This is a genomic window from Paenibacillus sp. sgz302115 (assembly GCF_056120445.1).
Window position 1 is genome coordinate 240,231 of sequence record NZ_JBVYOK010000006.1, and the last position, 24,349, is coordinate 264,579.

23 protein-coding genes are annotated in these 24,349 nt (G+C 51.1%); 12 read left to right on the plus strand and 11 right to left on the minus strand.

Going from position 1 to position 24,349, the window contains the following annotated elements; genetic code table 11:
- Positions 1–569: 569 nt before the first annotated feature.
- From AC0LWN_RS14645 to AC0LWN_RS14660, 4 genes are all read left to right on the plus strand, one after another.
- Complete coding sequence (locus tag AC0LWN_RS14645) at positions 570–1,190, plus strand: TVP38/TMEM64 family protein (protein WP_458966571.1); 621 nt, start codon at positions 570–572, stop codon at positions 1,188–1,190.
- Positions 1,191–1,598: 408 nt separating this feature from the next.
- Positions 1,599–2,744, plus strand: a complete 1,146-nt coding sequence (gene yunB, locus AC0LWN_RS14650) for a sporulation protein YunB (protein WP_474666468.1) — start codon at positions 1,599–1,601, stop codon at positions 2,742–2,744.
- A gap of 116 nt (positions 2,745–2,860) precedes the next feature.
- On the plus strand, positions 2,861–3,532 hold the full coding sequence (locus AC0LWN_RS14655; protein WP_474666470.1) for an alpha/beta hydrolase: 672 nt from the start codon (positions 2,861–2,863) through the stop codon (positions 3,530–3,532).
- A 210-nt stretch (positions 3,533–3,742) separates the two neighbouring features.
- Positions 3,743–5,443, plus strand: coding sequence for an alpha amylase N-terminal ig-like domain-containing protein (locus AC0LWN_RS14660; RefSeq protein ID WP_474666472.1), 1,701 nt, complete (start codon positions 3,743–3,745; stop codon positions 5,441–5,443).
- A gap of 12 nt (positions 5,444–5,455) precedes the next feature.
- Here AC0LWN_RS14660 and AC0LWN_RS14665 read toward each other — a convergent pair whose 3' ends face one another.
- A complete protein-coding gene (locus AC0LWN_RS14665) occupies positions 5,456–6,541 on the minus strand; it encodes a M23 family metallopeptidase (RefSeq protein ID WP_474666474.1) in 1,086 nt (361 codons plus the stop codon).
- Positions 6,542–6,847: 306 nt separating this feature from the next.
- On the opposite strand from AC0LWN_RS14665, the gene lipA reads away from it, so the two are divergent.
- Together lipA and AC0LWN_RS14675 are read left to right on the plus strand one after the other, a co-directional pair.
- Positions 6,848–7,750 carry a lipoyl synthase gene (gene lipA, locus AC0LWN_RS14670; RefSeq protein ID WP_458966576.1) on the plus strand — a complete coding sequence of 301 codons (903 nt, stop codon included), beginning with the start codon at positions 6,848–6,850 and terminating at the stop codon, positions 7,748–7,750.
- A gap of 614 nt (positions 7,751–8,364) precedes the next feature.
- Positions 8,365–8,976, plus strand: a complete 612-nt coding sequence (locus AC0LWN_RS14675) for a YutD family protein (RefSeq protein ID WP_474666476.1) — start codon at positions 8,365–8,367, stop codon at positions 8,974–8,976.
- A 138-nt stretch (positions 8,977–9,114) separates the two neighbouring features.
- On the opposite strand, the gene AC0LWN_RS14680 is transcribed toward AC0LWN_RS14675, so the two are convergent.
- The 4 genes from AC0LWN_RS14680 to ylbJ all read right to left on the minus strand — a co-directional run bounded on the left by AC0LWN_RS14680 (position 9,115) and on the right by ylbJ (position 14,119).
- Positions 9,115–10,578, minus strand: coding sequence for a S41 family peptidase (locus AC0LWN_RS14680; protein WP_474666478.1), 1,464 nt, complete (start codon positions 10,576–10,578; stop codon positions 9,115–9,117).
- Positions 10,579–10,631: 53 nt separating this feature from the next.
- Entirely contained in the window at positions 10,632–11,804 is a 1,173-nt protein-coding gene (locus AC0LWN_RS14685) for a stalk domain-containing protein (protein ID WP_474666480.1), read from the minus strand.
- Positions 11,805–11,978: 174 nt separating this feature from the next.
- The gene (locus AC0LWN_RS14690) at positions 11,979–12,782 is read right to left on the minus strand and encodes an NAD kinase (protein WP_474666482.1); all 804 of its coding nucleotides are present in this window, start codon (positions 12,780–12,782) and stop codon (positions 11,979–11,981) included.
- Positions 12,783–12,868: 86 nt separating this feature from the next.
- Entirely contained in the window at positions 12,869–14,119 is a 1,251-nt protein-coding gene (ylbJ, locus tag AC0LWN_RS14695) for a sporulation integral membrane protein YlbJ (RefSeq protein WP_474666484.1), read from the minus strand.
- 406 nt (positions 14,120–14,525) lie between these two features.
- On the opposite strand from ylbJ, the gene AC0LWN_RS14700 reads away from it, so the two are divergent.
- Complete coding sequence (locus AC0LWN_RS14700) at positions 14,526–14,909, plus strand: globin domain-containing protein (protein ID WP_458966582.1); 384 nt, start codon at positions 14,526–14,528, stop codon at positions 14,907–14,909.
- Between the two features lie 32 nt (positions 14,910–14,941).
- Positions 14,942–15,646, plus strand: coding sequence for a DUF2225 domain-containing protein (locus AC0LWN_RS14705; RefSeq protein ID WP_474666487.1), 705 nt, complete (start codon positions 14,942–14,944; stop codon positions 15,644–15,646).
- 130 nt (positions 15,647–15,776) lie between these two features.
- On the opposite strand, the gene AC0LWN_RS14710 is transcribed toward AC0LWN_RS14705, so the two are convergent.
- Entirely contained in the window at positions 15,777–16,007 is a 231-nt protein-coding gene (locus tag AC0LWN_RS14710; protein WP_458966584.1) for a hypothetical protein, read from the minus strand.
- The gene (locus tag AC0LWN_RS14715; RefSeq protein ID WP_474666489.1) at positions 16,004–16,195 is read right to left on the minus strand and encodes a YycC family protein; all 192 of its coding nucleotides are present in this window, start codon (positions 16,193–16,195) and stop codon (positions 16,004–16,006) included. The genes AC0LWN_RS14710 and AC0LWN_RS14715 overlap by 4 nt, the downstream gene beginning before the upstream one ends.
- Before the next feature lie 152 nt (positions 16,196–16,347).
- Between AC0LWN_RS14715 and AC0LWN_RS14720 the strand changes: the two genes are divergently transcribed.
- Positions 16,348–18,147: a M3 family oligoendopeptidase gene (locus AC0LWN_RS14720; RefSeq protein ID WP_474666491.1), complete on the plus strand. Its 1,800-nt coding sequence runs from the start codon at positions 16,348–16,350 to the stop codon at positions 18,145–18,147.
- Between the two features lie 380 nt (positions 18,148–18,527).
- On the plus strand, positions 18,528–18,938 hold the full coding sequence (locus tag AC0LWN_RS14725; protein ID WP_474666493.1) for an O-methyltransferase: 411 nt from the start codon (positions 18,528–18,530) through the stop codon (positions 18,936–18,938).
- Positions 18,939–19,060: 122 nt separating this feature from the next.
- On the opposite strand, the gene AC0LWN_RS14730 is transcribed toward AC0LWN_RS14725, so the two are convergent.
- Both AC0LWN_RS14730 and AC0LWN_RS14735 read right to left on the minus strand, forming a co-directional pair.
- Positions 19,061–19,294 carry an alpha/beta-type small acid-soluble spore protein gene (locus AC0LWN_RS14730; RefSeq protein ID WP_458966588.1) on the minus strand — a complete coding sequence of 78 codons (234 nt, stop codon included), beginning with the start codon at positions 19,292–19,294 and terminating at the stop codon, positions 19,061–19,063.
- A 101-nt stretch (positions 19,295–19,395) separates the two neighbouring features.
- On the minus strand, positions 19,396–20,370 hold the full coding sequence (locus AC0LWN_RS14735) for an aldose 1-epimerase (protein ID WP_474666495.1): 975 nt from the start codon (positions 20,368–20,370) through the stop codon (positions 19,396–19,398).
- A gap of 440 nt (positions 20,371–20,810) precedes the next feature.
- Between AC0LWN_RS14735 and trpS the strand changes: the two genes are divergently transcribed.
- Entirely contained in the window at positions 20,811–21,800 is a 990-nt protein-coding gene (trpS, locus tag AC0LWN_RS14740; protein ID WP_474666497.1) for a tryptophan--tRNA ligase, read from the plus strand.
- On the opposite strand, the gene AC0LWN_RS14745 is transcribed toward trpS, so the two are convergent.
- Positions 21,797–21,991 (minus strand): hypothetical protein, encoded by a 195-nt coding sequence (locus AC0LWN_RS14745; protein WP_474666498.1) that lies wholly within the window; start codon positions 21,989–21,991, stop codon positions 21,797–21,799. The two genes, trpS and AC0LWN_RS14745, sit on opposite strands and share 4 nt — an antisense overlap.
- A gap of 176 nt (positions 21,992–22,167) precedes the next feature.
- Positions 22,168–23,172, minus strand: coding sequence for a metal-dependent hydrolase (locus tag AC0LWN_RS14750; RefSeq protein ID WP_474666500.1), 1,005 nt, complete (start codon positions 23,170–23,172; stop codon positions 22,168–22,170).
- Between the two features lie 229 nt (positions 23,173–23,401).
- Here AC0LWN_RS14750 and cyoE point away from each other — a divergent pair, with 229 nt between their 5' ends.
- Positions 23,402–24,334 carry a heme o synthase gene (cyoE, locus tag AC0LWN_RS14755; protein WP_474666502.1) on the plus strand — a complete coding sequence of 311 codons (933 nt, stop codon included), beginning with the start codon at positions 23,402–23,404 and terminating at the stop codon, positions 24,332–24,334.
- The last annotated feature ends 15 nt before the right edge of the window (positions 24,335–24,349 follow it).

Consider the following 24,349-nt stretch of genomic DNA (forward strand, 5'->3'; position numbering starts at 1 on the left):
AGCTTGACGCGCGCTAATTCGTTTAATTGTACTTTGTGCAGTAGAATCGCTCATTTTTCGGATGAAATTCGTTTTAGCTGCTTTTTGTACAGTAGAATTTCGATAATTCCTCTGTTTTAGGGCGCGGGGCGTATTTTAATTGTACGAAGTGCAGTAGAATGTCTGAATGGTCGATTATTGGCGATTTTTATTGTACAAAGTGCAATTAGCCAACTGTTGGTGCAGTAGAGCAGAGAGAATAATATTGGGGGATATGCTAGAGCCTAAGGAAAAATGAGACCTTGCGAGATAATGAGGCATTAAGATGAATAAGAGGAGCATTTCCAGCAAAAATAAGAGTTCTGTATGAACGTTGAGTTTTTGCAGCGGCTGATGTTGTGTGCTATGATGTAGAAAACCAAAGGCTACAATTCTGTAACTTGTACATTTTGTACTCTAAATGAAATGTTCTTTTCATACGCATGGTTATATACAGCAGACTCGTTCAATAAACACCCCGTAAGGGGTGTTTTTCTTGAAGAGAAAGAAATTCAGCTCTGCTTCAAGGAATCCAGAAAGGAGGCTGCTCCATGACAGAGACTATAAACACCTGGATTGATTGGCTGCTGCAGACGCTTGGGCTCAGCGGGCCGTATATTTTGTTCGTCACCGTTCCTTTGGCGCTGCTGCAAAGCCTGTTCGGATTTTTCCCTTTAGCGGCATTGATTGTTCTGCATGTGTCCGTATTTGATGTAATTGGCGGTATGCTGATCAGCTGGCTGGCCAGCAATCTGGGTGCGGTGCTGATGTACTTCCTCTTCCGGCGCTACCTCTTTGACTGGTTCGACCGCAAATGGCGCTCCAAGCTGAAGCGCTATGACAAGTGGCAGCGTTACCTGGACCGATACGGGATCTGGACGCTGGTGCTGCTGCGCACGGTGCCGATCATTCCCAGCAATATTATTAATTTCATGTCGGCCGTTTCACCGATCAAGGCTTCGGCTTTTATCTGGGGAACGGTGCTTGGCAATCTTTCGTACATCTGGCTGTTCGGAACGATCAGCTCGACCCTTATCGTCCCGCGGGAGGAATGGGACGGCTACTTAACGTGGTATGGAGTTTTTATTGTGATTCTGATCGGAATCTTCATTCGCCGCCACTGGGGGCATCTGCAGGAGGATAAGCGGAGCAGGCTGGAATCAAAAGGATAAGTTGAGAAGAACGTTTCCAAGGGCTCACCCAGGGAGTGTTCTTCTTTTTTACTGCTATATAAATTGAACTATAGATTTCATATTGGGGTCTGGTCGTAACTGCGGGGAATGTTTGGACTTCCGGCCGCTGTTGTCTACAGATTTCTTGATTTATACCGCTTTTGCGGTGGAAATCCGCAGACAGCTTATGCTTACGATGCCAGCTTTCCTACGGAAAGCTCTCAGGCGGTCGCTATCACTCCGTAAGTATCCAAACTTCCCCTCCGTCACTTCTGCCCTTTTTATATTTTCTTTAGTTCAACTTATATAGATATGACCCATTTTTGGGGTTATTTTTTGTTTTGCCCGAATAGCCTATAGTAAGTGGAGGCGGCTTGACCTCCGGGAATCTCGGGAGGGGCGAAGGGCATGGGCAGAATCAGAAAATGGGGGAGCCGAAGAGCAAGGGTGCCGAACCTGGGCCGCCTGCGGCTGCCAAAGCTGAGCTGGGACGGCATTCCAAGAGCAGCGGGACGCAGTCCGGCGTTCAAGGCGCGGCCGTCAAGAGACAGCATTCCCAGGCTGGCGGGGCGCAGTCCGGCATTCAAGGCGAAACCGACAAAAACGGGCATTCTCCCGTCCGGCCAGGGAGCACAGTATAGGGTCCCAAGAAGCAGAATGCCATTCAGGCCGTTCGGAAGAAGCGAGCGGAAAGAAGCGGCCAACATTCCTGTAGTACGGGGGCAGAAGCCGCGGCGACGAGGCAGATTCTGGATCATCTTCAGCCTTCTGTTCATTCTGGCCGTATTGCAGGGGCTGCGTTACGTGGAGCAGCATTTGAAGCCGCCGATACTTCATCTGGCGCAAATCCGTGTGAAGCAAATCGCTACGGAAGCGATCAACAAGGCGATCAATTCACAAGTAGCCGACAGTGGAAACGCCGAGGCGCTGATTGACTGGAAGACGGATAAAAACGGCAAAATATCAGGCTTCATGCTCAACTATAAGGAGCATATGCGCATTACCTCGCAGGCGGCGGAGGTTATCCAGTCCACGCTGCAGCAGCTCCGCAATCAGACGGAGCATATCCCGCTCGGTCAAGCGCTCGGCAGTTCCCTCATTGCTTCCTATGGCCCGGATGTGCCGATCAAGGTTGAGCCGCAGGGCGCGGTCAAGGTGGAGCTGAACACCCGCCAGAAGGATGCGGGAATTAACATGATTCTCGTCGAGGTCTACATTCACATCGTCACTGAGGTGGCGGTTGTTATTCCGTTCGATATGAAACCTCAGGTGGTTGATACGGAAATTCCCGTCTCCTATCTGATGGTTGTCGGTGATGTGCCGATGTATTACTACGACAATCAGGGCCAGCCTGTGGGCACCAACGGCAGCAGCGCTCCGGGAATTGCCATTCCGGCCCCGCCTGCAAGCGAGGAGAAGAGTGGGGAGACGGAAAAAGATGCCACGGTTGACGAAGGAGGCGGCAATAACAGCACACCGGGCAGTGGAACGGCTAATGAACCGTCCTCAAACGCCGGCAATGCCGGGGCGGACCCCGGACAGCAAGGAGAATAAGATACAAACCTTGGCGGCTTGACTGTCAAGGTTTATTTTTCATAATATGGATGAAATGAGGGCGGGTAACCATATCGCCTGGGCGTACGATCATTTACGGCGAGAAGAGGGTGTATATGGACAGTTGTTTATTCATACATGGTTTTACCGGGGGTGAATTTGAAATCTCACCATTGTCACAATTTATGGAAGGGCATAATTACCATGTGAGAACATTTACGCTAAAAGGACACGGAGGCAGCCGGTATGATCTGCTTCAATCGGATAGAAATGATTGGCGGCAAAGCGCTGAGGACGAGCTGCAGGAGCTGCTACGCCATGATGGGGGCGGGAAGGTGCATCTGATCGGCTTTTCCACCGGAGCACTTATTGCTTCCGGGCTTTCGGTACAGTACCGGGACCGGATCAAGTCGCTTACGCTGCTGTCTGCTCCGGTATTTCCACTCAACCCGGTAGAGATTCTAAGGACGCTCGTTAGCCCGGTGATGATCAGAAATTATCTGAGTAAATTCGGCTCCACTCCCGGGAAGGCTACCAGAGAATTTCTGCGTTTGGTCCGCGAGAGCTTTGAGATTTATCCGCAGATTGAGACGCCGACGATGATAGTACAAGGCAAAAGAGATCACCTGGTGAAGCCCAAAAGCGCTGCTTACCTGCAGCAGACTATACCCTCCAGCCGCAAGCAATTGCTGCTCGTGGAGAACAGTGGACACATGCTCTGCTATTGCGATGACAGCGAATATGTGATGAATGAGATATTGAGGTTCATTCAAAGCTCCGACGATTGATGCGCACCGCTACATATCAGTTATAGCCAAGCCCCCTTCACGAAAGCGCGGAGGAGGCTTTTTAGCATGCCAAAGAAGCGTTCTTGTTCATTGACAACGCACAATCGGGTATGATACTTTCTAGTTAGGAAACCGGTTTCCCTAGATGTGATAAACGATTTTATTTTGTGAAAACAGCATCATCCTACAATAAAAGGAGATATGTAAAATATGCCAACCCGCTGGTTTTTGTATCATACCGCCGAAGATCCCTTTGCTTTTCCGGTGGGTCCCGGTGCGCTGAAGCTGCGGCTATTTGTGCAAAATGGCCAGCAGCTGACCTGTACTGTGATTCATTCTGACCGTTACGATTCACCAGGCTGTGAAATTCCGCTGCTGATGGAGCGGGTAGGCTCTGCCGGCGCCTATGAGATTTATGAGGCAATCCTCTATACGGTAACGGGCAAATGCAGATATATGTTCCATGTGCAGAATTCCGCCGGTGAGTATTTGTGGTACGGGGAGCGGGGAACGGCGGAGAGCCGGGAGCGTGCAGGCTCTTTTCAATATGCTTATATGCATCGCCCGGAGGCGCTTAAGCTGCCTTCCTGGACGTCGGATGCGGTTGTCTATCAGATTTATCCCAGCAGCTATAACGGGGGAACTCTGAAAGGAATTTTCGACAAAATTCCCTATCTGCAGCAGTTGGGTGTTACCGTTATGTATATGACACCTATCTTCGAGTCCCCTTCCGAGCATAAATACAACACCTCGGATTACTATAGGGTTGATCCCGCCTTTGGCGATACTGAGGGTCTTAAGGCTCTGGTGGACCAGGCGCACCGCCATGGGATCAGGGTGCTGCTGGATGCCGTGTTCAACCATGCTGGCGATACCTTTTTTGCCTTCAAGGATGTCTTGGAGAAAGGGGAGGCCTCGAAATATAAGGATTGGTTTTTTATCCGCTCATTCCCGGTAACGCAATCTCCCTCGCCGAATTATGAGACCTTTGCCAAAGCAGAGGCGCATATGCCCAAGCTGAATATGGAGCACCCCGAGGTGGCCGATTATATGATGGGTGTAGCCAAGCATTGGGTTCGTGAGGCGGGAATCGACGGCTGGCGTCTGGATGTGGCCAACGAGGTGTCTCCGTTATTCTGGACGCGGTTCCGCCGGGAACTGAAGGCAGAATTCCCTGAGCTGCTGCTGATCGGCGAGGTAATGCATGACTCAGGACCGTGGCTTCGGGGCGACCAGTTCGACGGCGGGATGAATTATGTCCTGCGCGATGCGGTGCTCGAATTTTTTGCGGAGCAATCCATCGGGCCGGTGCGTTTTAGTGAACAGCTGCTTCATCTGGAAGCACTCTGCAACGATCAGGCCAATAGCGCCATGTTCCAGTTGCTCGGCAGCCATGACACACTGCGTTTTCTAACGGCCTGCAAGCTGGGGGGACGCGGCTGGGACCGGGAGAACACGGCGCTGCAGCGGATGCAGCTGGCTGTATTTTTCCAGATGACCTATATCGGTATGCCTATGATTTACTATGGGGATGAAGTTGGCATGGAGGGGGCGACCGACCCGCATTGCCGTAAGCCGATGCTGTGGCAGGAGGAAGAACAGAATACCGCACTGTATAGCTGGTACACCAAGCTGATAGCGCTGAGAAAGGAACATGAGGTGCTGCGGCAAGGCTCTTTCCGTCCTTGGTTTACGGATGAAGCCCGCAATGTCCTGGGATATGTGCGCAGCAGCGGGCAGAACAAAATGGGACTGATCATCAATAATTCTCCGAACAGCTATCAACTGGAGTTAAGTCCCTTCCGCTCAGACACAGATGAGCTGACCGACCTGTTGACCGGAGTGTCCATCCGCAGCGGGAACCGTGTCCTGGTGGAAGTAGCGCCCTTTGGCTGTCTAATGCTGCAATAGTAACTGGCACCGTTATTTTTTGTGTTTTTTCAATGCTCTGAACTCCTGGTTCTCCCATTGCTTCAGCAGCGGATAAGGATCAAAGGCCCATTCTGTGATTCCCCGGTCGCGGTAGATTCCATAATGCAGATGCGGAGGGAATTTGCCCTGTGTCCCGGGTTTGCCGTAGCCCGAGCTGCCTACCCAGCCTATTGTCTGTCCCGGCACTACAATATCTCCCCGGGAGATGGATTTTTCATATCCGGCCAAATGCGCGTAATAGTGGTAGCGGTTCTCGATATCGCGGATGCCGATTCTCCAGCCGCCAAAACGGTTCCAGCCCTTGGTCTCGACTATGCCGAAGCAGGTGCTGCGCACGGTCATGCCATGCGGGGTGAACAGATCTGTCCCTTCATGGATGCGTGCTCCGCCCCAGCTTCTGCCGGTCCCCCAGGTGCTGTTGTAGGAATAGGTTGTTCCGACCGGCAGGGGAAAAGCGCTGCCCGACAAGTCAAGCCGCCCGAAATGCTCATACAGCTTGGAGAATTGCGCAACCCGCTGTGCGGCGCGGCCGTTATGGTAATATTCCCAGACACCGATGCTGAAGTCGCTGGGGGAATCCCCGTACTTCAGCAGATGGTTCGCCATGCTATAGAGCACGTCGGCGTCATTTTCAGGATCGGCTATCCCATCTCCTGAGCCGTCACGGCCAAAACCTCCAAAAAAACTGATTGATTTCGGCGACCGGTCCTCCTGATCCGGATTAAGCGGACCGGACCATACCGGTGCCGGTATATTGATTCCGGTAAGGCGCGGGTGATCTTGAACCTCGTCACTGCTTTTCTTCTTGATCATCGTCCGCTCGTATTGGTCGATGGCGGCGAATCTGAACCAGGAAATCCCTGTGGCCGCGCTCATTTGCTCGTAGAGCTCCTTGCGGGCGGCGGCGCTGTTCTCCTTGCTGTGGACTGCACCTTCGCTGGATGCGGCTGTGGGCAGCTGGTAGTCATGCCTAGCGGCACTTGCCGCGGCAAATTGATTTCCGCTGAGCAGCAGGGAAGCGGCAGACAGACAGAGCAGCGTTCTCCGCTTGGTGCAGTTCTTGAACAGGGTAAGCATGATAACAACCTCCATTTGTCCAAATATAAGGATTTATATGTTTCACGCTATAAATCATCCTTCTATTTCTCGCTGAAACGGATGCCGCCTCTGCCAGAGGACGGCGTAGCCGTTTCTACTTGTCATCGAACGGCACCCGGATAGGGTGCTTTTCTTTTAGATTGAAGCAAAAAGGTAATTTTTATCCGTTCTTGCCTAAAAGTGTTCACAAAAACAGGCATTTGCCCCTTGCACATGCTATAATATGAGGCAGCAACTTTTAACCATGATGAAGCAAATATTCAGGCGAAAGCGGGGTTCAACCACTTGTCTAATCGAACAGCCAAACAACCCAAGCCAGACTGGATCAAGATCAAGTTAACTACTGGTGATAACTATCAGGAAATCAAAGGCATGATGCGCTCCAAAACCTTACATACCGTATGTGAGGAAGCGCGCTGCCCGAATATTTATGAATGCTGGGCGAACCGTACAGCTACATTTATGATTCTGGGGGACATCTGTACCCGGGCCTGCCGGTTCTGCGCCGTGAACACAGGCATGCCGACCGAGCTTGATCTGCTGGAGCCGGAGCGTGTTGCCGAGGCGGCAGAGAACATGATGCTGAAGCATTGTGTGGTTACGAGTGTAGCCCGCGATGATCTGAAGGATGGCGGTGCGGCGATTTTTGCCGAGACAGTAGCCGCGATCCGCAAGCGTCTTCCGCTGTGCAGTGTGGAAGTGCTGATTCCGGATTTTCTCGGAGACCGGGACAGCCTTGAGATTGTAATGAACAGCCGCCCGGATATTCTGAATCACAATATCGAGACAGTGGAGCGGATGAGCGACCGCGTGCGGGCCAGAGCCAAATACCGCCGGTCCCTGGAGCTGCTGCGCAGAGCGAAGGAGATCAAACCGGATATCCCTACCAAATCAAGTATTATGCTTGGCGTCGGCGAGGAATGGGATGAAATTCTGCAGGCGATGGATGATCTGCGGGCGGTGGATTGTGATATATTGACAATAGGCCAATACCTGCAGCCTACCCCTAAGCATCTGAATGTGGAGAAATACTACACACCGGAAGAATTCCTAAAGCTCAAGGACGAAGGAATGAAGCGCGGCTTCAGCCATGTGGAGTCCGGCCCGCTGGTCCGCAGCTCCTACCATGCACATGAGCAGGTTAAGTCCGCTACCGCTGCTCGTGAGGAGCGTTCTGTTTCTTTGTAAGCTGTGATTGGCTTGCCCGCCTTGCTGTCGGAAAGGGAACAAGTTCCTGTCTGTGGAAGTTCTGTAGAAGGACTCTGCTCTCTGCACCCATTGAATTAAATAGTTAAGTGGAAAAGGTACAACTAATTAGAATCATCATGAGCCCAAACTAACATTAGTGGGAAAAAGTACAACTAATCTGAACGAATAGAGCGATATAGCCTGTTTATCCTCCGATTAGGTGGACAAAATCCAACTAAATGCCGCGACACCACCGATTTGAGCAAATTAGTGATACTAATTCCACTTAACCTCCGGCCTTTGGCCGCTTTGTATTGTTTGTTATGTTTATAGGTTTATGGTTTAAGGTTTTAAGGTTTAAGGTTTTAGGTTGGAGCGCGAGCAATCAACCTGCTTTTGGTTGTTTGCTCTCCCCTCCCGCGTTGAGGGAGTCATGGAGAGGGATTTTGGAATTGGAGGAGCGGCAGCGTTCGCCTTTGTTGTCTGATTTCAACCGCCTAGCCGGTTCAATTGAGGAAATCAGACAACAACAGCGACCGGAAATCCAAAATCCCGCGGAATGACGGCTTCATCAACGCCTCCCTACTTACATCTGAAAGGCAGGCGACAAACGCTTGATCGTTATTGGTGGAAAAGGCTACGAGCTCATGTTGGATCATAAGGACGGCTGGAATCCCGAGGCATTTCGTGGAAGATACAGCGAGGTGCTGGACCGTTACGATTACATTATCGGTGACTGGGGCTACAGCCAATTGCGGTTGAAGGGCTTTTACCGGGACAACCATCCCAAGGTTACCCGGGACACGGCGATTTCGGGCATGGTAGATTACATTAATGAATACTGCAATTTTGGCTGCGCCTATTTTGTGCTGCACAAGCTGAAGGAGCTGCCTAAAGACGGCGTGTTCAAGGATATTCTGATCAAAGAGCCTTCGGTAGCCGGCGCAGACGAAGAGAGGGAGCAGGATTCCCTTGAATCGGCTGCATTGGAAAAAGAAGAGCAAGGAAGGCCATCCAGGCCGTCTTCAAATCAGGCTCCTGCAGCCCGCGACAAGGGCTTGACCGCCCAGGTTAAGGAGAATGCGGCCAAGGACAGACCCGTGCGGGAGCATCAGAGCCGGAATCACCGGAATAAGGACGCCCAGAACAAGAAAAATTATAAGGATACCCAAGGCAGACCGCCGCAAAGCCAGTCTTCGGGTCAGCCGCAGAATCCTTCGAACTAATCAAACAGCAAGAGTGTCTTTGTTGCCGATACGATAACGGCAGCATGAGGCACTCTTTTTTTTGAAATAAAAGAAGGATGCCTTGGCAGCCGGTTATTCGTGGCTTCAAGACACCCTTGATATGGAGATCAACGCTTGTTATTTTACAGATAGCTTTAATTGGTTCTGGGAGCTGTTATAGCTCCACGTTAGTGCCGGGAATTTCTTTGTAAAGGCGTTTAATTCAATATAGGTCTCGTTGTTATTGATGATTCCCTCTTTGGTAGCCTGGGCGAATCCGTAAACGGTGCCGGCACCGGTAGTGATAACTACCTTCTTGTTCTTGGAGTCCCAAGCGAGTTCACTTTCAGTAAGGGCAGCAAGCACCTTGGCTGAAGCGTAAATCTTGTCTCCCTGCTTCAAAAGTCCAACATTTCCTACAAAAGGAATTCCGTTAACATCGAGAATATGATTGTCACCGGAGGCAGTGATGCTGGTCATTCCGGCAAGCTGCAGGGCGGTAATCAATTGGGCGGTTTTGCCCTTGACTTCAATGTCAGGCGACAGCCCGATGTGGTTGAAATCCTCTTTGTTAGGTGTCAAATATTTCTGTGTCGTCAGCTTGAGCTGTGCTCCGCCGGAGACAGGAATGAGGCTCTGAATCCGGGCTTTACCGAAGGAACGTGTGCCGACAACCGTGGCTAGCTTGTTGTCGCGCAAAGCGCCGGTCAGCGCTTCGGAAGCACTGGCGGTGTATTCATTGGTCAGCACCACAACCGGCACCCCGATTTTACTGCCGTCGGTAATGGCAACAGGGGTCAAGGCTCCGCTTACATCGGAGGTGTACATCATAATCCCTTTGTCCATGAATTTTGTGGCGATATTATAGGCGGAATCCATGTATCCGCCTGTGTTGTCACGCAGATCAAGCACAAGGGATTTCATCCCGGCGGCACGCATCTTGTCCAGTGCGGCGGAGAATTCCTCGTCAGCGTTTTGAGTGAAGCCGCTGATGGAAATGTAGGCAACCTTCTGTCCGAGAATTTTGCTGGTCACAGATACCGATTCAATATCGCTGCGCACGACACTGTAAGTTTTAAGAGCACCGTTTCGTTTTACGAGCAGTGTGACTTTCGTGCCGGCTTTGCCGCCAAGCTCGTCGCCTTGCGTATCTTCGATTTTCACACCATTGATTTTCAGAATGGTATCTCCGCGCTTCAGGCCGGCTTTTTCTGCAGGAGAACCAGGCATTACCTCTTCAATGTACAGATCATTCGAGCTGTACATCATTCTGACACCGATACCCACATATTCGAGATCGACCTGATGGCTAAATTCAGCCGCCTCATCAGCGTCAAAGTACTGGCTGTAAGGATCATCAAGCGTGTCCACCATACCGTCAATGGCTCCGCGGACGAGCGTATCCTTGTCCACTCCTTCAACGTTGTATTTCTCCAAATACTCCATAATTTCATTAATAAGATCGGTGCTCGAAGCCGCCTTGGTGCTGTCAGCAGCGTCAGTAGTCTGAGTGCTGTCCGCTGCCAGTGCAGCCGGCGCAAGAACAAGGGATACAGCCAGACAGCCGCTAAGAACTGTGGTCATTAACTTTCCTGATTTCATGATTGGATACACCCTTTTTTATATGATTTATAATGACATGGTCCTTAAGCTTGTTATTCAGAGTAGGCAACATGGTAGTTGTCGTCAATGGTCCATGCGCCGCTGTCTGACTTGGAGAATATAAAAATTAAGGACTGCTTGTAGCTCTCTTCCGAATCGGCGTCTTTAACCGAGGTTTCCGCATACACGGCAGCTTCATCCCCGCCATAATAGAAGATATTCGCATCATTCAATGTGTAGCTGATGTTGTACTTTTTGAAGAAGTCTGCTGTATCCTCCTTGCTCGCGGCATCATATTCTGCTCCGTATGAGGTCATTAGCGCATGGACGCCGTCCACATTCTTAGCGCTCATGGCTTGTAAATATTTGTTCAGATTGTCTTTAATAACAGAAGCGTCGGTCTGCGGAACCGCCGCAGCGGCCATTCCTTGCTCCCGCGTCAGCAGAATTGAACGATTCTGTACCTCCGTGCCGGAGATCTTCCACACCCCGTTTTTGCGGACCAGACTGTACAAATATTCAAGCTTCTCGTCAGGAAGATAGCGGCCGCCTGTCCGAGCGGAGCTTTCCTCGGTATATACAGTGGCTTCATTGCTCTGGAGGCTCAGGATTTTAAGGCTATCAATGGTGTTTTTCACATCATAGCTCTTGAAATAATCGTTCATGCTGTCAATAGCTTCCGTCTGGCCCGGCTCTGAAATGAAAAGGGAATAGAAGCCTTTTGCATCCTTTTCATTATAGTATTTGGCAGATGATTGGATAAGTGACGTAATCGCCTGCTCGTCTGCTGCAGCGGATACAGCGGTGGTGATCTTAACCGTTCTGCTGGCTGAATCCCAGACGGCTGCGCCGCCGGTAGCCTCAGCGATGAAACGCAAGGGTATGTATGTCGTGCCGCTAGTTGCGACAGGTGCTGTAGTCAATTTCTTGACAAGCCCGTTGACGGTTGCCCGGTTGCTGCCGACTTTAAGCCGGATTGCCAGATTCGGGCCGGTTCCGGTGACTGTTCCCGTCTTGGCATCCCAGAGCACCTTGAGCCCCAGCTTCTCAAATACTACACGGAAAGGGACCAGCACCGTATTGTTGTGCAGATAAGGAGAGCCGGCGGTAAAAGCAACATTGCTTCCGTTAATATAGACCTTAATCGGTTTTTCTGCGGCAAAAGCGGGAACCGCTAGCACCAGGGCCAGCAAGCTCATGCCAAGCAGGGATAATAATCTCTTCAATAATCTCTCTCTCCTTTAAAATAACAGCTCTTTGTAAAATAGGTTCATTATACCATCCGTTTTTTCCTGCTGTCTATCCAAACATGTAAGCTTATTTTAAGAGGAATGTAAACGGGTTAAAGCCCATAAGAAAACCGGAAATGCTCCCGCATCTCCGGCTTTCTGTTTGCTAAATTAAATCAGGAACGCTTCGCGGACCCGTTCCCAGAACGGAAACGGCCGGTACCTGGCAAAGCTGATTTTCTGGCTGGACACCTGGCAACGGACGGAGATCAGATCATCCACCGGAATGTTGTTGTGGTCAACCGTCAGCAGCAGGCGCTGGTCCTTGCGCGAAAAAATATCGCAGTGATGATGCTTGGGCAGCAGCAGAGGCGAGCCCATTGTCCGGAAGACCCGGTTGTTGATCGACGCAATCTCGGCAATCTGCAGCGCATCAATGGTCGGATGCACCATGGCGCCGCCGAGGCTTTTGTTATAGGCAGTACTGCCTGACGGGGTGGAGATGCACAGGCCATCGCCCCGGAACATTTCAAAGGTAACATCATTAATGTCAACCTGGATAACAACAGTGCCGTCCACCCCTTTCAGCGTGAACTCGTTAAGGGCAATATGCGAGGTAGTGCCGGATTTCTGGTGGATCTCGAGTTCGAGCAGCGGATACTGGACGATCCGGGGCTTATGGGGCCCGGAATCGCCAATTCCACACATATAATCAACCAGGGTAGGCAGCTCATCCGCCTTCCAGTCTGCATAGAAGCCTAAGTGTCCGGTGTGAACACCTACAAAGGCCAGATTAGGAATCTGATTGATAAAGGTATGAAAAGCATGCAGCATGGTGCCGTCCCCGCCAATCGAAACAACAATTTCAGGAGATTTGGCATCCAGCTCCAGGTTCCGCTCTGCTGCCAGCTTGTGAAATTGCTCTGCAAGTTCGATGGACAGTTCATCTCCGCGGTCCAGAACATAATATCTCAAGGTGTATAGGCTCCTTTGTCTGATTCAGTCATACACCGATCATAATCAATCTTGACCCGGAACACAATATTTGTTGCAGCGAAAAGTCAGCGGCGGCGCAAGCGCGGTATCCTGCGGAGCAGCCAAGCCAGCAGCGAGAATAGCAGCAGCGAGCCGAGCAGAATGCCCAGCAGGCTTAGACTTCCGGCAAGGCCGGAACCCGGAGAGACAAAGCCTGCGGCGGCTGGCGTCGAGCCAAAATCCCTGGAGAGCCCCGAGCCTACTACGGGCTTCCAGAGCAGCAGGAGCAGTCCCGCTGACAGGAAAGCATGTATCAGCCGGGCAGCCATAAAGGGCAGGTAACGCAGCCCGGTGCCGTTCAGGATACTGGCTACCTGAGCATGCACAGACAGCCCGCCCCAGGAGAGGATAAAGGCGGCTGCGGCGGCTTTGAATTGGAGCGGGACTGCCGATGCTGCCGCTCCGGCTGAACGGGCGCCCAGTGTCACCTCGAAGAGGCCGCTGACCAGAGCTTTGGACAGCTCCAAAGGAAAACCCGCCAGATTCAGCAGATTTGCTGTACCGGCAAAGAGTACGGACATGATTCCTGCGCGGGCCAGCAGCTCCATCAGCACATTAAAGAATACAACCAGCCCCCCTACGACAATAATAAGCTGTAATGAGGACCCAATCGCACCCTTCAGGAGTTCGCCCAGGCTCCGGCCGTCCTTCCGCCGGGCTTCGGCCATGGATCGTAACGCCAAGGCAACTCTTCCGGAGCTGGAAGCAGCTGGAGTGCCTTTGTACCCATCCGGCACAACCGGCCCGCTGGATAGAGGTTCCCGCCGTCCGTGAAACGACATGAGCAGTCCGACAATTAAGCCGCCCCCGTAATGAGCGAGAGCCAGGATCAGCCCTAATGAAGCATCGTGGAAGAACCCGACGGAGACAGCGCCCAGCAGGAAGATCGGGTCGGAGGAGGTGGTGAAGGCCACCAGCCGCTCGCCCTCCACGCGGCTAATCAGCTCCTGCTCGCGCAGCTTGGCGGTTAATCTGGCGCCAACAGGGTATCCTGATACATATCCCATAGCCGCCACAAAGCCGCCGCTGCCAGGTATGTTGAAGAGCGGACGCATAAGCGGGTCAAGCAGCGCGCCAAAAAGATGAACAACGCCGAAGCCCAGCATGATCTCGGATATCACGAAGAATGGAAACAGCGAGGGGAACAGCACATCCCACCAGACAGCCAGTCCGCGCAGCGCAGCCTCCAGAGAGCTTGCCGGATGGATCAGCATCAGCAGCATACACCCAGCCAGAATACCGCCCATCAGGGGGCCGTAGGTTTTTTTCAGAATCATTATCAACGCCTCCCGGTATATGGTTAGATGTATGCGAAAATTAGGACAAACAGCACAAAAAATATAGGTAAGCGGTTACAGTATATTGTGCTTTTTCGCTGAAATTATGGTATTATAAAATTAATTAATGCACACCTTATAAGGGATGGAGTGATGGTGATGAGTGTAGTTGCCGGAGTTCTTGTTTGTGCTTTTGTATATGTCATCCGGGTCTCTCTCGTCCCTCCTGGTGATGAGGAATTTCGGACCTATTAAAATACTCAAGGCGCTGAACAAATTGTTTGGCGCTTTTTTTCTGATTGTAAGGAACAAATAAGTATACTTAAAGGCGGATAACCGTGCGGCGTAAATTTTGGTATAATACTAATGGCGTTATAATAATATGGAAGAAAGCTGGTAACCTCCGATGAATCCAAATGACAGCATTTACGACAGCCTGGGGGGCGCTGAAGGTCTTCACCGTCTGGTGGAGGTATTCTATGCCAAGGTACAGCTTCATCCGCAACTGGGACCATTATTCCCTGCAGACATCACTCCGGTTATGGAGAAGCAGTATCAATTCCTGAGTCAGTTTTTCGGCGGTCCAACGCTGTATTCAGATCAGCATGGCCATCCGATGATGAGAGCAAGGCATATGCATATTCCTATTACGCCGGCGCGCGCGGAGGATTGGCTGGAATGCATGAAAGAGGCGCTGGAGGAGACGGGGGTGGCGGAACCCCTGCGTTCGTTTGTAATGAGCCGGCTCGCGGGACCTGCGCATCATTTTGTCAACATGCCCCAGGAGTAAACGCGTAGATGATCGTGAAAGGATGAGGGCATTTGCCAGAATTAATACCTCTTTATTCTATTAAAGTTATCTGCTGCAACTGTGAACATGAGTTTTCGACCTCAAGAGTGCGTCCAAGCCTCAAAAAGGCTATTCGACGGGACGCGGATTTCTGCTCCTATTACAAGAATGAGAATCCTGATTATTATGTCGTGCGTGTCTGTCCAAGCTGCGGCTTTGCTTCTACGGAGAATTCGGCGGACAAGCTGGCTGACTGGCAGCGCAAGTCATTCAGTGATCAAGTGGGCAAACGCTGGATTAGCCGGGATTTCGGAGAGAAGCGCGACTGGGAAGCTGCGCTTGAGACGTACAAGCTTGCGCTTATCTGTGCCCAGAGCATCAAGGACAAGGACCGGATTATCGCCAGCCTGCTGCATCATATCGCCTGGATGTACCGCTACAAGGGCGATACAGCGCAGGAGCAGCGTTTCTTGCGGTATTCGCTTGATATGTATGTTAAGGTGTTTGAAAATGACGGCATTGTCGGGAATGATGCCCGCCTGATGTACCTGATCGGTGAGCTGTACCGCCGCATCGGCGAATTCGGAAATGCCGTGAAGTGGTTTTCCCGCTTGATCAATGATCAGAAAATTACGGATGCCGCGATGATCCGGGCAGCCCGTGAGCAGTGGGCCATTCTTCGCGAACAAATGCACGGGGACGGGGTAAGTCCGGATGGACTGCCTTCAGCTACATAGAGCGCTTCAGGAAGATACCCATCAGCGCTTGCTGAAGGGTGTCTTCTGAAACATCAGTCCAAAAAACGCACAAGGATGCTTGTCCTAGTGCGTCTTATGGGTGTGCCAGGGCTAATCTGTACACACAGGATCAGCGTACAGCCTGATCAAACAGCAGGTAGTCGCTATCATTGTCGATGACCGTCAGGCTGGTGTTGCAGCAGGGAAAGACCAGCAGCTTTTTTTTGCCGTCGCGGACCGTCTGCAGTTCCTTCGGCTTCATGGGCAGCAGGACGTTCTCCTTACTGCAGAACGGGCAGTACTGCACGTACAGGTCGCCCAATAGAATGTCATAAGGCCAGGTGTGGCTGAATGGAATCATTGCTTTTCCTTCTCAGGGGGCAGGGTTTCCGTTTTGTCTTGCGGTTCGCCGCTGTCTTGCTTCTTGGATAATTCCGCGATCCTTTGCAGCAAAATATGTTGAGGCATATGCATCAAGTGTTCCAGCGGAACGCCAAGTTGTTTGGATAACGTAATGGCCGTCTCAGGTGAGATTTTCAGTGGCGCCATGTGAATGCCCTCCTAAATATTATTGTTAGCGATACTTTGCCGCAAGCGGTAGTTGATCTTGACGGCATGTGCTGTATCGTACTTCACTTTACCATGGCTTAAGGCCAAACACAAAGAAAACCAAATGCGAATAGAAGGAATGGTGAGACTACATGAAACATCCTCTGTCATTGACTTGGGAGCTCGATTCCCTTTTTCCCGGAGGGTCGGCTTCACCGCAATTTGAGAGCTACTTGAAGAAGCTGGAGACTGATATTGAAGCATTGGGGCAGCAGGTAGCGGCTTCTGTGCCTCCAACCGATGCTGAATCAACGAAGAAGCTGGATAGTGTGATAGCGCTTCTGCAGAGCTGCTCCGGCCGTCTGCTTCAGGCTGCGGAATTCACCGGCTGTCTTGGCGCCCAGGATCAACAGGACAAAGGAGCTGTGCGGCTCTCCTCTAAAGTAACAGGAATGCGGGCCGGATTTGAAGGATTCAGCTCACAATTTGACAATGTGCTGCGTCAAACATCGGATGAAGTATGGAGCCAATGGATGGCCCGTCCAGAGGTTGCCCCGCTGGAATTTGTGCTTAGCGAAAGCCGTAATCTGGCCCGTGAGAAGATGAGTCCGGAGCTGGAAGGCCTTGCGCTTTCCTTGGCTGTCGACGGCTATCATGGCTGGGGCGAGCATTATGAAACGATTGTCGGTGCAATACAGATCCCCTATGAAGATGAAGAAGGAACCAAGCTGCTGTCAGTTGGACAGGCATTCAACAAGCTGGATGATGCCGATCCGAATGTGCGCAAGACGATGTTCCGCAAATGGGAAGAGGCTTGGGGAGGCGCTGCGGATTACTGCGCTGATACGCTCAATCATTTGGCCGGATTCCGCCTGAATCTTTATAATGGCCGGGGCTGGGAGGATGTGCTCAAGGAACCGCTTGGCATCAACCGCATGTCGCGTGAATCACTGGATATGATGTGGGATGTCATCACGGAGAGCAAGCCGGCACTCGTCTCTTACCTCAAACGCAAAGCCAAGGTTCTGGGGCTGGAATCCCTGGCTTGGGTGGATGTGGATGCGCCTGTAGGCAAATCTTCCGGCAAAATTCCTTATGATGAGGCAGCAAAAGACATTGTTGCACAATTCCGCAAATTCAGTCCGAAGATGGCGGATTTTGCCGAGCGCGCTTTCGACAGCAACTGGATTGAGGCTGAGGACCGTCCAGGCAAACGTCCCGGGGGCTTCTGCGTTTCTTTCCCGGAAAGCAAGGAATCCCGCATCTTTATGACATATGGCGGCACGCCGTCCAGTGTTTCGACATTGGCGCATGAGCTTGGACATGCCTATCATTCCTTCCTGCTGGATGATCTCCCTTACTTCAACCAGAATTATGCCATGAACGTAGCGGAGACGGCTTCAACCTTCGCCGAGGTCATTGTGGCTGATGCGCAGGTGAAGGCGGCGGCCAGTGATGAAGAGAAGCTGGCCCTGCTGGAAACGAAGATCCAGAACAGTGTGGCCTTTTTCATGAATATTCATGCCCGATTCCTGTTCGAGACCCGTTTTTATGAGAAACGCAAGGAGGGCCTTGTGAATGCCGAAGAATTATCGGCGCTCATGGTAGAAGCCCAGAAGGAAGCTTACTGTGGTGTGCTGTCTGAATATCATCCGCATTTCTGGGCTGCTAAGCTGCATTTCTATGCTACCGACGTTCCTTTCTATAATTTCCCGTATACCGTTGGGTATATGTTTAGTACGGGGTTATACCGGCTTGCGCTGCAGGAAGGGGCTTCTTTTGCCGACAAATACGACAGCTTGCTGCGGGATACGGGGATCATGACGCTGGAAGATCTGGTATCTAAGCACCTTGGTGTTGACTTGACCCAGCCGGATTTCTGGCAGGGAGCGGTGGAGTTGATCACGGCGGATATTAACGAATTTTTGAGAATGACGGAGCATTTGGCCTAAGAAATTTGTCTGAACTAAGGCATTTCATATTTTTGCAGTCTGAAATCAATGCTTATGAGCCCTGTATGAACACGCAAAGACCCCTTTTTGGGGTCTTTTTTGTTGATTTTATTGCTCGAAAATTTGTCGAATTAAGACGATTGGTAGAAGGATATGTATAATAAAATAATGTAATTTGCGCATTTATAGGGATTAATGCCCAATTATGTTGAATAATGTTGAACCCCCCTTGGTAGTGGCCTATAATGAGCCTAAAGCCTTATATAAGGCGTGCTAACAGGTAAGTTAAGCGCACAAAACTTAAGAAAATGCTTGCGAAACAAGTTTTGTACGAAGAACAGCCAGGTAGTTATGCTCACAAAACTTTTAGGGGGATACACATGTTAAGAACGGAACAACTATCACTGGCACGACAGATTGATTTGGTATTTAAGGAGCTGCAGGAGGAATTGTCAGGATTGTCTTCCGGTACGGTTTTCGTGCAAATCAGGAATAACGCCATTGGTAAATTCGGCATCCGCCACAATCCGCTTAACGGACGAAGCGGCACGTTTGAGGAAGAGCAGGAGGGATTAAGCGCAAGCCAGCAATCCTCCTTCCGGCTTATGGCCTTGGAGAGCCTGAAATTCAAGCGGCGCTGGACACATGGAGAAATCAGCTACGAATTCGCGGTCCGCAAGGGAATGGTGGTAGTCGATGCCACGCTGGAGTCCAATTACAATATGGCGAACCTGATGATCCGTTACCCCCGCAATGCCCAAACGGGCAATGCTGATCAATCCTTCGGTTAAGTTATACATAGATATGTACAAGCAAAAGCCCTCCTGCGTTTCGGCGAGAAGCGCGGGAGGGCTGAGAAGCTAGTCCGCTTCAGGCATTTGGCCTGGCGGGATACTTATGATAAGGCTAGTTACTATGCACGACCGGACAGTTGTTGTTCTGCCAGCTGCACCAGACGTTTGGTGATGTAACCTCCCAAAGAACCGGTTTCGCGGGAAGTGTAGTTCCCGTAATAACCGTCAGCTGGGATTGTTACACCAAGCTCCTGTGCTGCTTCATATTTCAATTGTTGAAGAGCTGCAGTTGCTTGTGGAACGACCAGGTTGTTGGAACGGCTACCGCGACCTTGTTGACCTGCTTGACCCATGTTTGTTCACCTCCTTCGCCCGTTGTGAAGATAGTATGAGCGCTAGGAGAAGAATTCATGCACGGGTTCGAAAGGTTTGAAGGGTGGTAATTATATGAAATTTAGAGCCCGGGATAGATCATTTCAAGAGCACTTGTCAGAGCCAGGGTCTGGCCCGGCTCCAGGATGATCATGCCTGTAAAAGAAGCATCCTTGGGCAAATTCGGTGCATCCGGGAGCCAGGTATAAGGCTCTATGCACAGAAATTGTTCGGCTTGCCCTTTCGTATATATCACCCAGTGACGGAAGAAGTCTTTGTCTGCGGTATAGCGGAGTCCATAGCCGTCATCACGCATCAGCACAGCCTCTGCAGGCTGTTGCTCTCCCATCCGCAGTACGGTGTCAAGGTCAGTGTTCTTCAGGTTCATGCCTTGTTGTAGTGCCTCCAAATCGCCTAGAGGCAGCAGATTGCCGCTCGTCAGCAGCTCATCGTTCAGCTCATAGACAGCTTCAGCCGGAAGCTCCAGCTTCCAGCGGCCAGGCTCGCCATCAAGCATGAACCAGGTGTGATATCCGATGCCAAAAGGAATACGTTTGTCTCCTAAATGCGTGACCTTCAGAGTCTGCCGGAGCCGGTTATCCTGAAGGTGGAACGTCATTTCGAATTTGAGCGGAGCGGGGAATTGCTCCATCCAATGTGCATCATCAGTGGTAGTGAACTCCGTGGTTACCGCGCAGCCGTCTTCATCCTCTTCAATATCGCTGACGCACCACGACTGTATCCGGTGAAGCCCATGAATATGGTTGCCTTCCGCCGTATTCTGTTCGAACTGATAGTTTGTGCCTTCAAACTGAAATCTTCCCTGACGGATTCGTCCGGGGGGAACCAGGAGCGGAATACCGAAATGATATGGCTTCTGCATATAATATTCCAGGTCGCTTTCATCGGGCCGGCGCAGAATTTCCCGGTTCTCCTTACGGTCCCACAACGAAATAACGTTGTTGCCCAGTCGCGGCAAAAGCGTGACTTCCAGCTCGCGGCTATGCAGAATATACGTATCATAACCGCCCCACTGCCCTTTGGTCACCTGTTTCATGAGATATATGCTCCTTTGAAATAACTGTGATCTGATTCAAACACGAATAACCTTATCATACCAGATTTATGTTCCCGTGGTTAAGTCATTTGACAACTTCTCTGTATCGCACTATGATGAATGCATTCATGAAAATGACAATGTGATGACAGGGACAAGTAAGCGGCAAGTGTACCTTCAGAAAGCCGGTGGTTGATGCGAACCGGCGGGATGCTGCCGTCCGAATGGACCCATGAGCGCCGCGATTGAACAGGCCTTCAGAAGCCTTAGTAGACCGGCCGGATCTTCCCCGTTAAAGGAAGCCAAGGCAGCTTGCTTATGCCTCTCTAAGGGGTGTGCAAGCGGCGAATAAGGGTGGCACCACGGTCTCACGTCCCTTGCGGATGTGGGGCTTTTTTGCGTGCTTCCTGAATCAGATAACATCAAACGGAGGGAATTTTATGGCTAAAAAAGTATTGTCCGGCATTCAGCCCAGCGGTTCACTCACCTTGGGCAACTACATCGGAGCGATCAAGAACTTCGTCAAGCTGCAGGAGGAGCATGAATGCTACTTCATGGTAGTGGATTTGCATGCGATTACGGTCTCCCAGGACCCGGCCGCACTGCGTGAAAATTCGGAATCTGTGGCTGCGCTTTATCTTGCCGCAGGTATTGATCCGAAAATTTCGAATGTCTATATGCAGTCCCATGTACCGCAGCATGCGGAGCTGGGCTGGATTGTGACGACGCTCACTGCAATGGGCGAGCTGGAACGGATGACACAATTCAAGGACAAATCCTCCGGTAAAGACTCTGTAGGTGCGGGGTTGTTCGTGTATCCATCGCTGATGGCTGCGGACATTCTGATCTATAATGCAGACTTGGTTCCTGTAGGAGAAGACCAGAAGCAGCATCTGGAGCTGACACGCGATTTGGCGGGACGCTTCAATCACCGGTTCGGCGAATTTTTCACTGTGCCTGATCCGTATATTCCGGAAGTGGGCGCGCGCATTATGTCACTGGATGACGGCACCAAAAAAATGAGTAAGAGCAACCCGAATCCAGGCAGCTATATTGCACTGCTGGACCCGCCGGATGTTATCCGCAAAAAAATCAGCCGGGCGACAACCGACTCGGGGCGTGAAGTTATATTTGATCCGGCGAACAAGCCGGAGATCAGCAACCTGATGAGCATTTACGCCGAATGCTCGGGAATGACTCTGCAGCAGATTGCCGACCGGTATGAAGGGCAAATGTACGGGGGCTTCAAAAAGGATCTGGGAGAAGTTCTCGTGGCGACACTTGAGCCCCTCCAGCAGAAATATAAGGAAATCCGCAGCTCCGGCGCCCTGAGCGATATTCTCGCCGAAGGCGCGGAGCGGGCGCGCGGAGTTGCCGCCCAGACACTTGCAGGTGTTAAAGAGCGGATGGGATTCCTGCCGCTGCGTTAAGAGGACCGCTGTGCTGTGGCTTCAGCCTTGCGTCTCAGTCTCGCCTTAACGATAAATCCCCAGCCAATGTTGAATATGCATAAGACGCCAAGCAGCAGAGCCAGCCAGATATTATAGCTGATGGAGATGGAAGCTGCGGTAAGAATAAGAATGGAGGAGCATGCGAACCAGAGCGACAGGCCTTTACCCATAAACGCAGCCTTCTTTCTTTATCAGAATAGTAAGTAAGCGAATCCCGGAGCGTTGTATGCGCTGCGGGATTTTGATTTTTGCATAAGTGAAAACGCTTTATGGTGATTGTGCCCTATACGGCAGCAGGCGTCAAGCTGAAAAAAAGCGCCCGCAGCACGGACGCCTTTCAGCAAAGCTATAGCTTCATCGACCCCGGATCAATGGCGAACCGTTCATCCAGTTTTTCACTGCTGAGCCAGCCCACATAGGTGTTGAGCGGATGATATCGCTTATCCATCACAAGCACTGCGACGAACGGAAATTGCTTGCGGTGTAAATAACGCACATCCCCCCAGCGTACAATATAACCTGAGGGCAGCACTTCGACCTCGGCTACCGCATAGGAGGTAAAGTACAGAAAGGACTGAATGTCGGGATGGGCTTTGGAATACTCAACTGCCGGATGAGTGGAGCATACCGCATGCTTGAACCATTCGAGCTTTCTTCCGTTTAGCTGGCCGACATTGTAGCTCCCGTCCGGCTTAGCCTTCACTACATTCCAGCGCGTCGGGGATACGGTGGGAATCACAATATAGCGGTCACCGGCGTGGTGATGTGTATCTTTATTCTGGATATTCCTTGTTAGCCGCGAATGGACCAGAGTCCGCCAAATATAATAAAGCGCAGTGCAGCTGTACAAGGTGATGAATAAGGGGGCCGGAGGAATGATCCCGCTGATCCAGAGAATAATTGCCGCCGAGTGGCTGCCGAAAATAAACGGATCGAAGATGTGGATAATATTCCAGGCAATCCATTTCTCAGTGAAGGGACGCGCAGCCTGGGTGCCGTAGGTGTTGAACAGATCAGAGAATACGTGAACGGCCACACCGATGAAGCTCCACAGCGCGATATGGCTTAGAAAATGAAAATTGGTGAATCCGAATACCGGTCCGATGACCAACGTGATCAAAGCGGGCCACAGCAGTAAAAATGGCAAGGAATGCGTGATTCCCCGGTGGTTGCGGATATACATCGCATTACCCTTCAGGCGAAGCGCAGTATCGGCATCGGGTGCCTGAGAAGCAAGTACAGTAGCGACCATGACGGCTCCGGCCAGCGTCGGGTGGGAGGCGACAACGGGATCGACGAAGGAAAGTCCGGCGAGTCCGAGGCCCATAACAAAGTGTGTAGCGGTATCCATTGGTCAGATCTCCTTTGTACGTAGGTTCTCTATTAATTACTACCCAATTTCATGTCCAGTTATTTAAAGGGGGTTAAATAAATTTTGTCACGTAATTGTCAAATTGATGAACATTAAAGTCAATGATTGTCAAAGTATTTTACGGTTTGTTATGATAAAGTTAACAGCGAAACGAATAACATTCTCAACACAGAACGTTAGAAGTCCCAAAGAAGGAGGAACACCAAACGTGGACAATCATTTGAGATATCAGGCTTCGTCCGATTCCGCGGCTCTGTCCGCCAAATCGCCCAAGGAAGGCGCAAGCTGGCGCGATTTCATTACAGTGACGAAACCCGGCATTATCCGTTCCAATTTGATCGCTGCTTTTGCAGGCTACTGGGTAGCTTCTGGCTGGGATGTGCAATATGGCCGGTTAATTCTGACTCTGCTCGGCACAATGCTGGTTATGGCTTCGGCCTGTGTATTTAATAACTATTTCGACCGTGATCTGGATATGAAGATGGAAAGAACGCGTGAGCGCGGTCTTCCAACGGGAAGACTCAAGCCGAATACCGTGCTGCTCTACGCCATCGGGCTTGGGATAGCCGGACTGGCAGTACTGTTTGCCTTCTCGGGCGTATTGGCCGGATTGTTCGGCATTGTCGGTATGTTCGTTTACGTAGTAGTGTACACCCTTTGGCTGAAAAGAACATCTACATGGAGCACATCGGTAGGGGCTATCTCCGGCGCTATGCCACCAGTTATAGGATATGTGGCAGTTACCGGAAATGTTGATTTGGGTGCATGGCTGCTGTTCGCTATGCTGTTTCTCTGGCAGCCGCCTCATTTCTGGGCGCTCGGCATCCGCCGCAAGGAGGAATACAGAGCGGCGGGATTCCCGCTCCTCCCCGTCGTTAAGGGAACACGGCGCACCAAGCTGCAGATGATCCCTTATGTGGCGCTCCTGCTGCCGGTACCGGTGCTGATGTATGCATATGATTATGCGGGCATCTTTTACCTTGTTATCTCTGCGGGCTTATCACTCGGCTGGCTGTACTTAACCCTGAAGGGTTTAACGGCAAAGGATGATGAAGCCTGGGCCAAACAAAATTTCCTCTTCTCCATCAATTACCTGACGGTCAGTCTGATTGCGCTTGTGCTGAACACGATTCACGGTTAAGAGAGGAGAGTGTCC

Excerpts from the sequence above, each read along its gene's own strand:
- yunB (WP_474666468.1), top strand. The coding sequence starts at position 1,599 with ATGGGCAGAATCAGAAAATGGGGGAGCCGAAGAGCAAGGGTGCCGAAC.
- AC0LWN_RS14665 (WP_474666474.1), bottom strand. The coding sequence starts at position 6,541 with ATGCTTACCCTGTTCAAGAACTGCACCAAGCGGAGAACGCTGCTCTGT.
- AC0LWN_RS14720 (WP_474666491.1), top strand. The coding sequence starts at position 16,348 with ATGAAACATCCTCTGTCATTGACTTGGGAGCTCGATTCCCTTTTTCCC.
- AC0LWN_RS14730 (WP_458966588.1), bottom strand. The coding sequence starts at position 19,294 with ATGGGTCAAGCAGGTCAACAAGGTCGCGGTAGCCGTTCCAACAACCTG.
- ylbJ (WP_474666484.1), bottom strand. The coding sequence starts at position 14,119 with ATGATTCTGAAAAAAACCTACGGCCCCCTGATGGGCGGTATTCTGGCT.
- AC0LWN_RS14715 (WP_474666489.1), bottom strand. The coding sequence starts at position 16,195 with ATGGCGCCACTGAAAATCTCACCTGAGACGGCCATTACGTTATCCAAA.
- AC0LWN_RS14680 (WP_474666478.1), bottom strand. The coding sequence starts at position 10,578 with ATGAAATCAGGAAAGTTAATGACCACAGTTCTTAGCGGCTGTCTGGCT.
- AC0LWN_RS14700 (WP_458966582.1), top strand. The coding sequence starts at position 14,526 with ATGAATCCAAATGACAGCATTTACGACAGCCTGGGGGGCGCTGAAGGT.
- AC0LWN_RS14725 (WP_474666493.1), top strand. The coding sequence starts at position 18,528 with ATGTTAAGAACGGAACAACTATCACTGGCACGACAGATTGATTTGGTA.
- AC0LWN_RS14645 (WP_458966571.1), top strand. The coding sequence starts at position 570 with ATGACAGAGACTATAAACACCTGGATTGATTGGCTGCTGCAGACGCTT.
- AC0LWN_RS14735 (WP_474666495.1), bottom strand. The coding sequence starts at position 20,370 with ATGAAACAGGTGACCAAAGGGCAGTGGGGCGGTTATGATACGTATATT.
- AC0LWN_RS14710 (WP_458966584.1), bottom strand. The coding sequence starts at position 16,007 with ATGATTCCATTCAGCCACACCTGGCCTTATGACATTCTATTGGGCGAC.
- trpS (WP_474666497.1), top strand. The coding sequence starts at position 20,811 with ATGGCTAAAAAAGTATTGTCCGGCATTCAGCCCAGCGGTTCACTCACC.
- AC0LWN_RS14745 (WP_474666498.1), bottom strand. The coding sequence starts at position 21,991 with ATGGGTAAAGGCCTGTCGCTCTGGTTCGCATGCTCCTCCATTCTTATT.
- AC0LWN_RS14660 (WP_474666472.1), top strand. The coding sequence starts at position 3,743 with ATGCCAACCCGCTGGTTTTTGTATCATACCGCCGAAGATCCCTTTGCT.
- AC0LWN_RS14655 (WP_474666470.1), top strand. The coding sequence starts at position 2,861 with ATGGACAGTTGTTTATTCATACATGGTTTTACCGGGGGTGAATTTGAA.
- AC0LWN_RS14750 (WP_474666500.1), bottom strand. The coding sequence starts at position 23,172 with ATGGATACCGCTACACACTTTGTTATGGGCCTCGGACTCGCCGGACTT.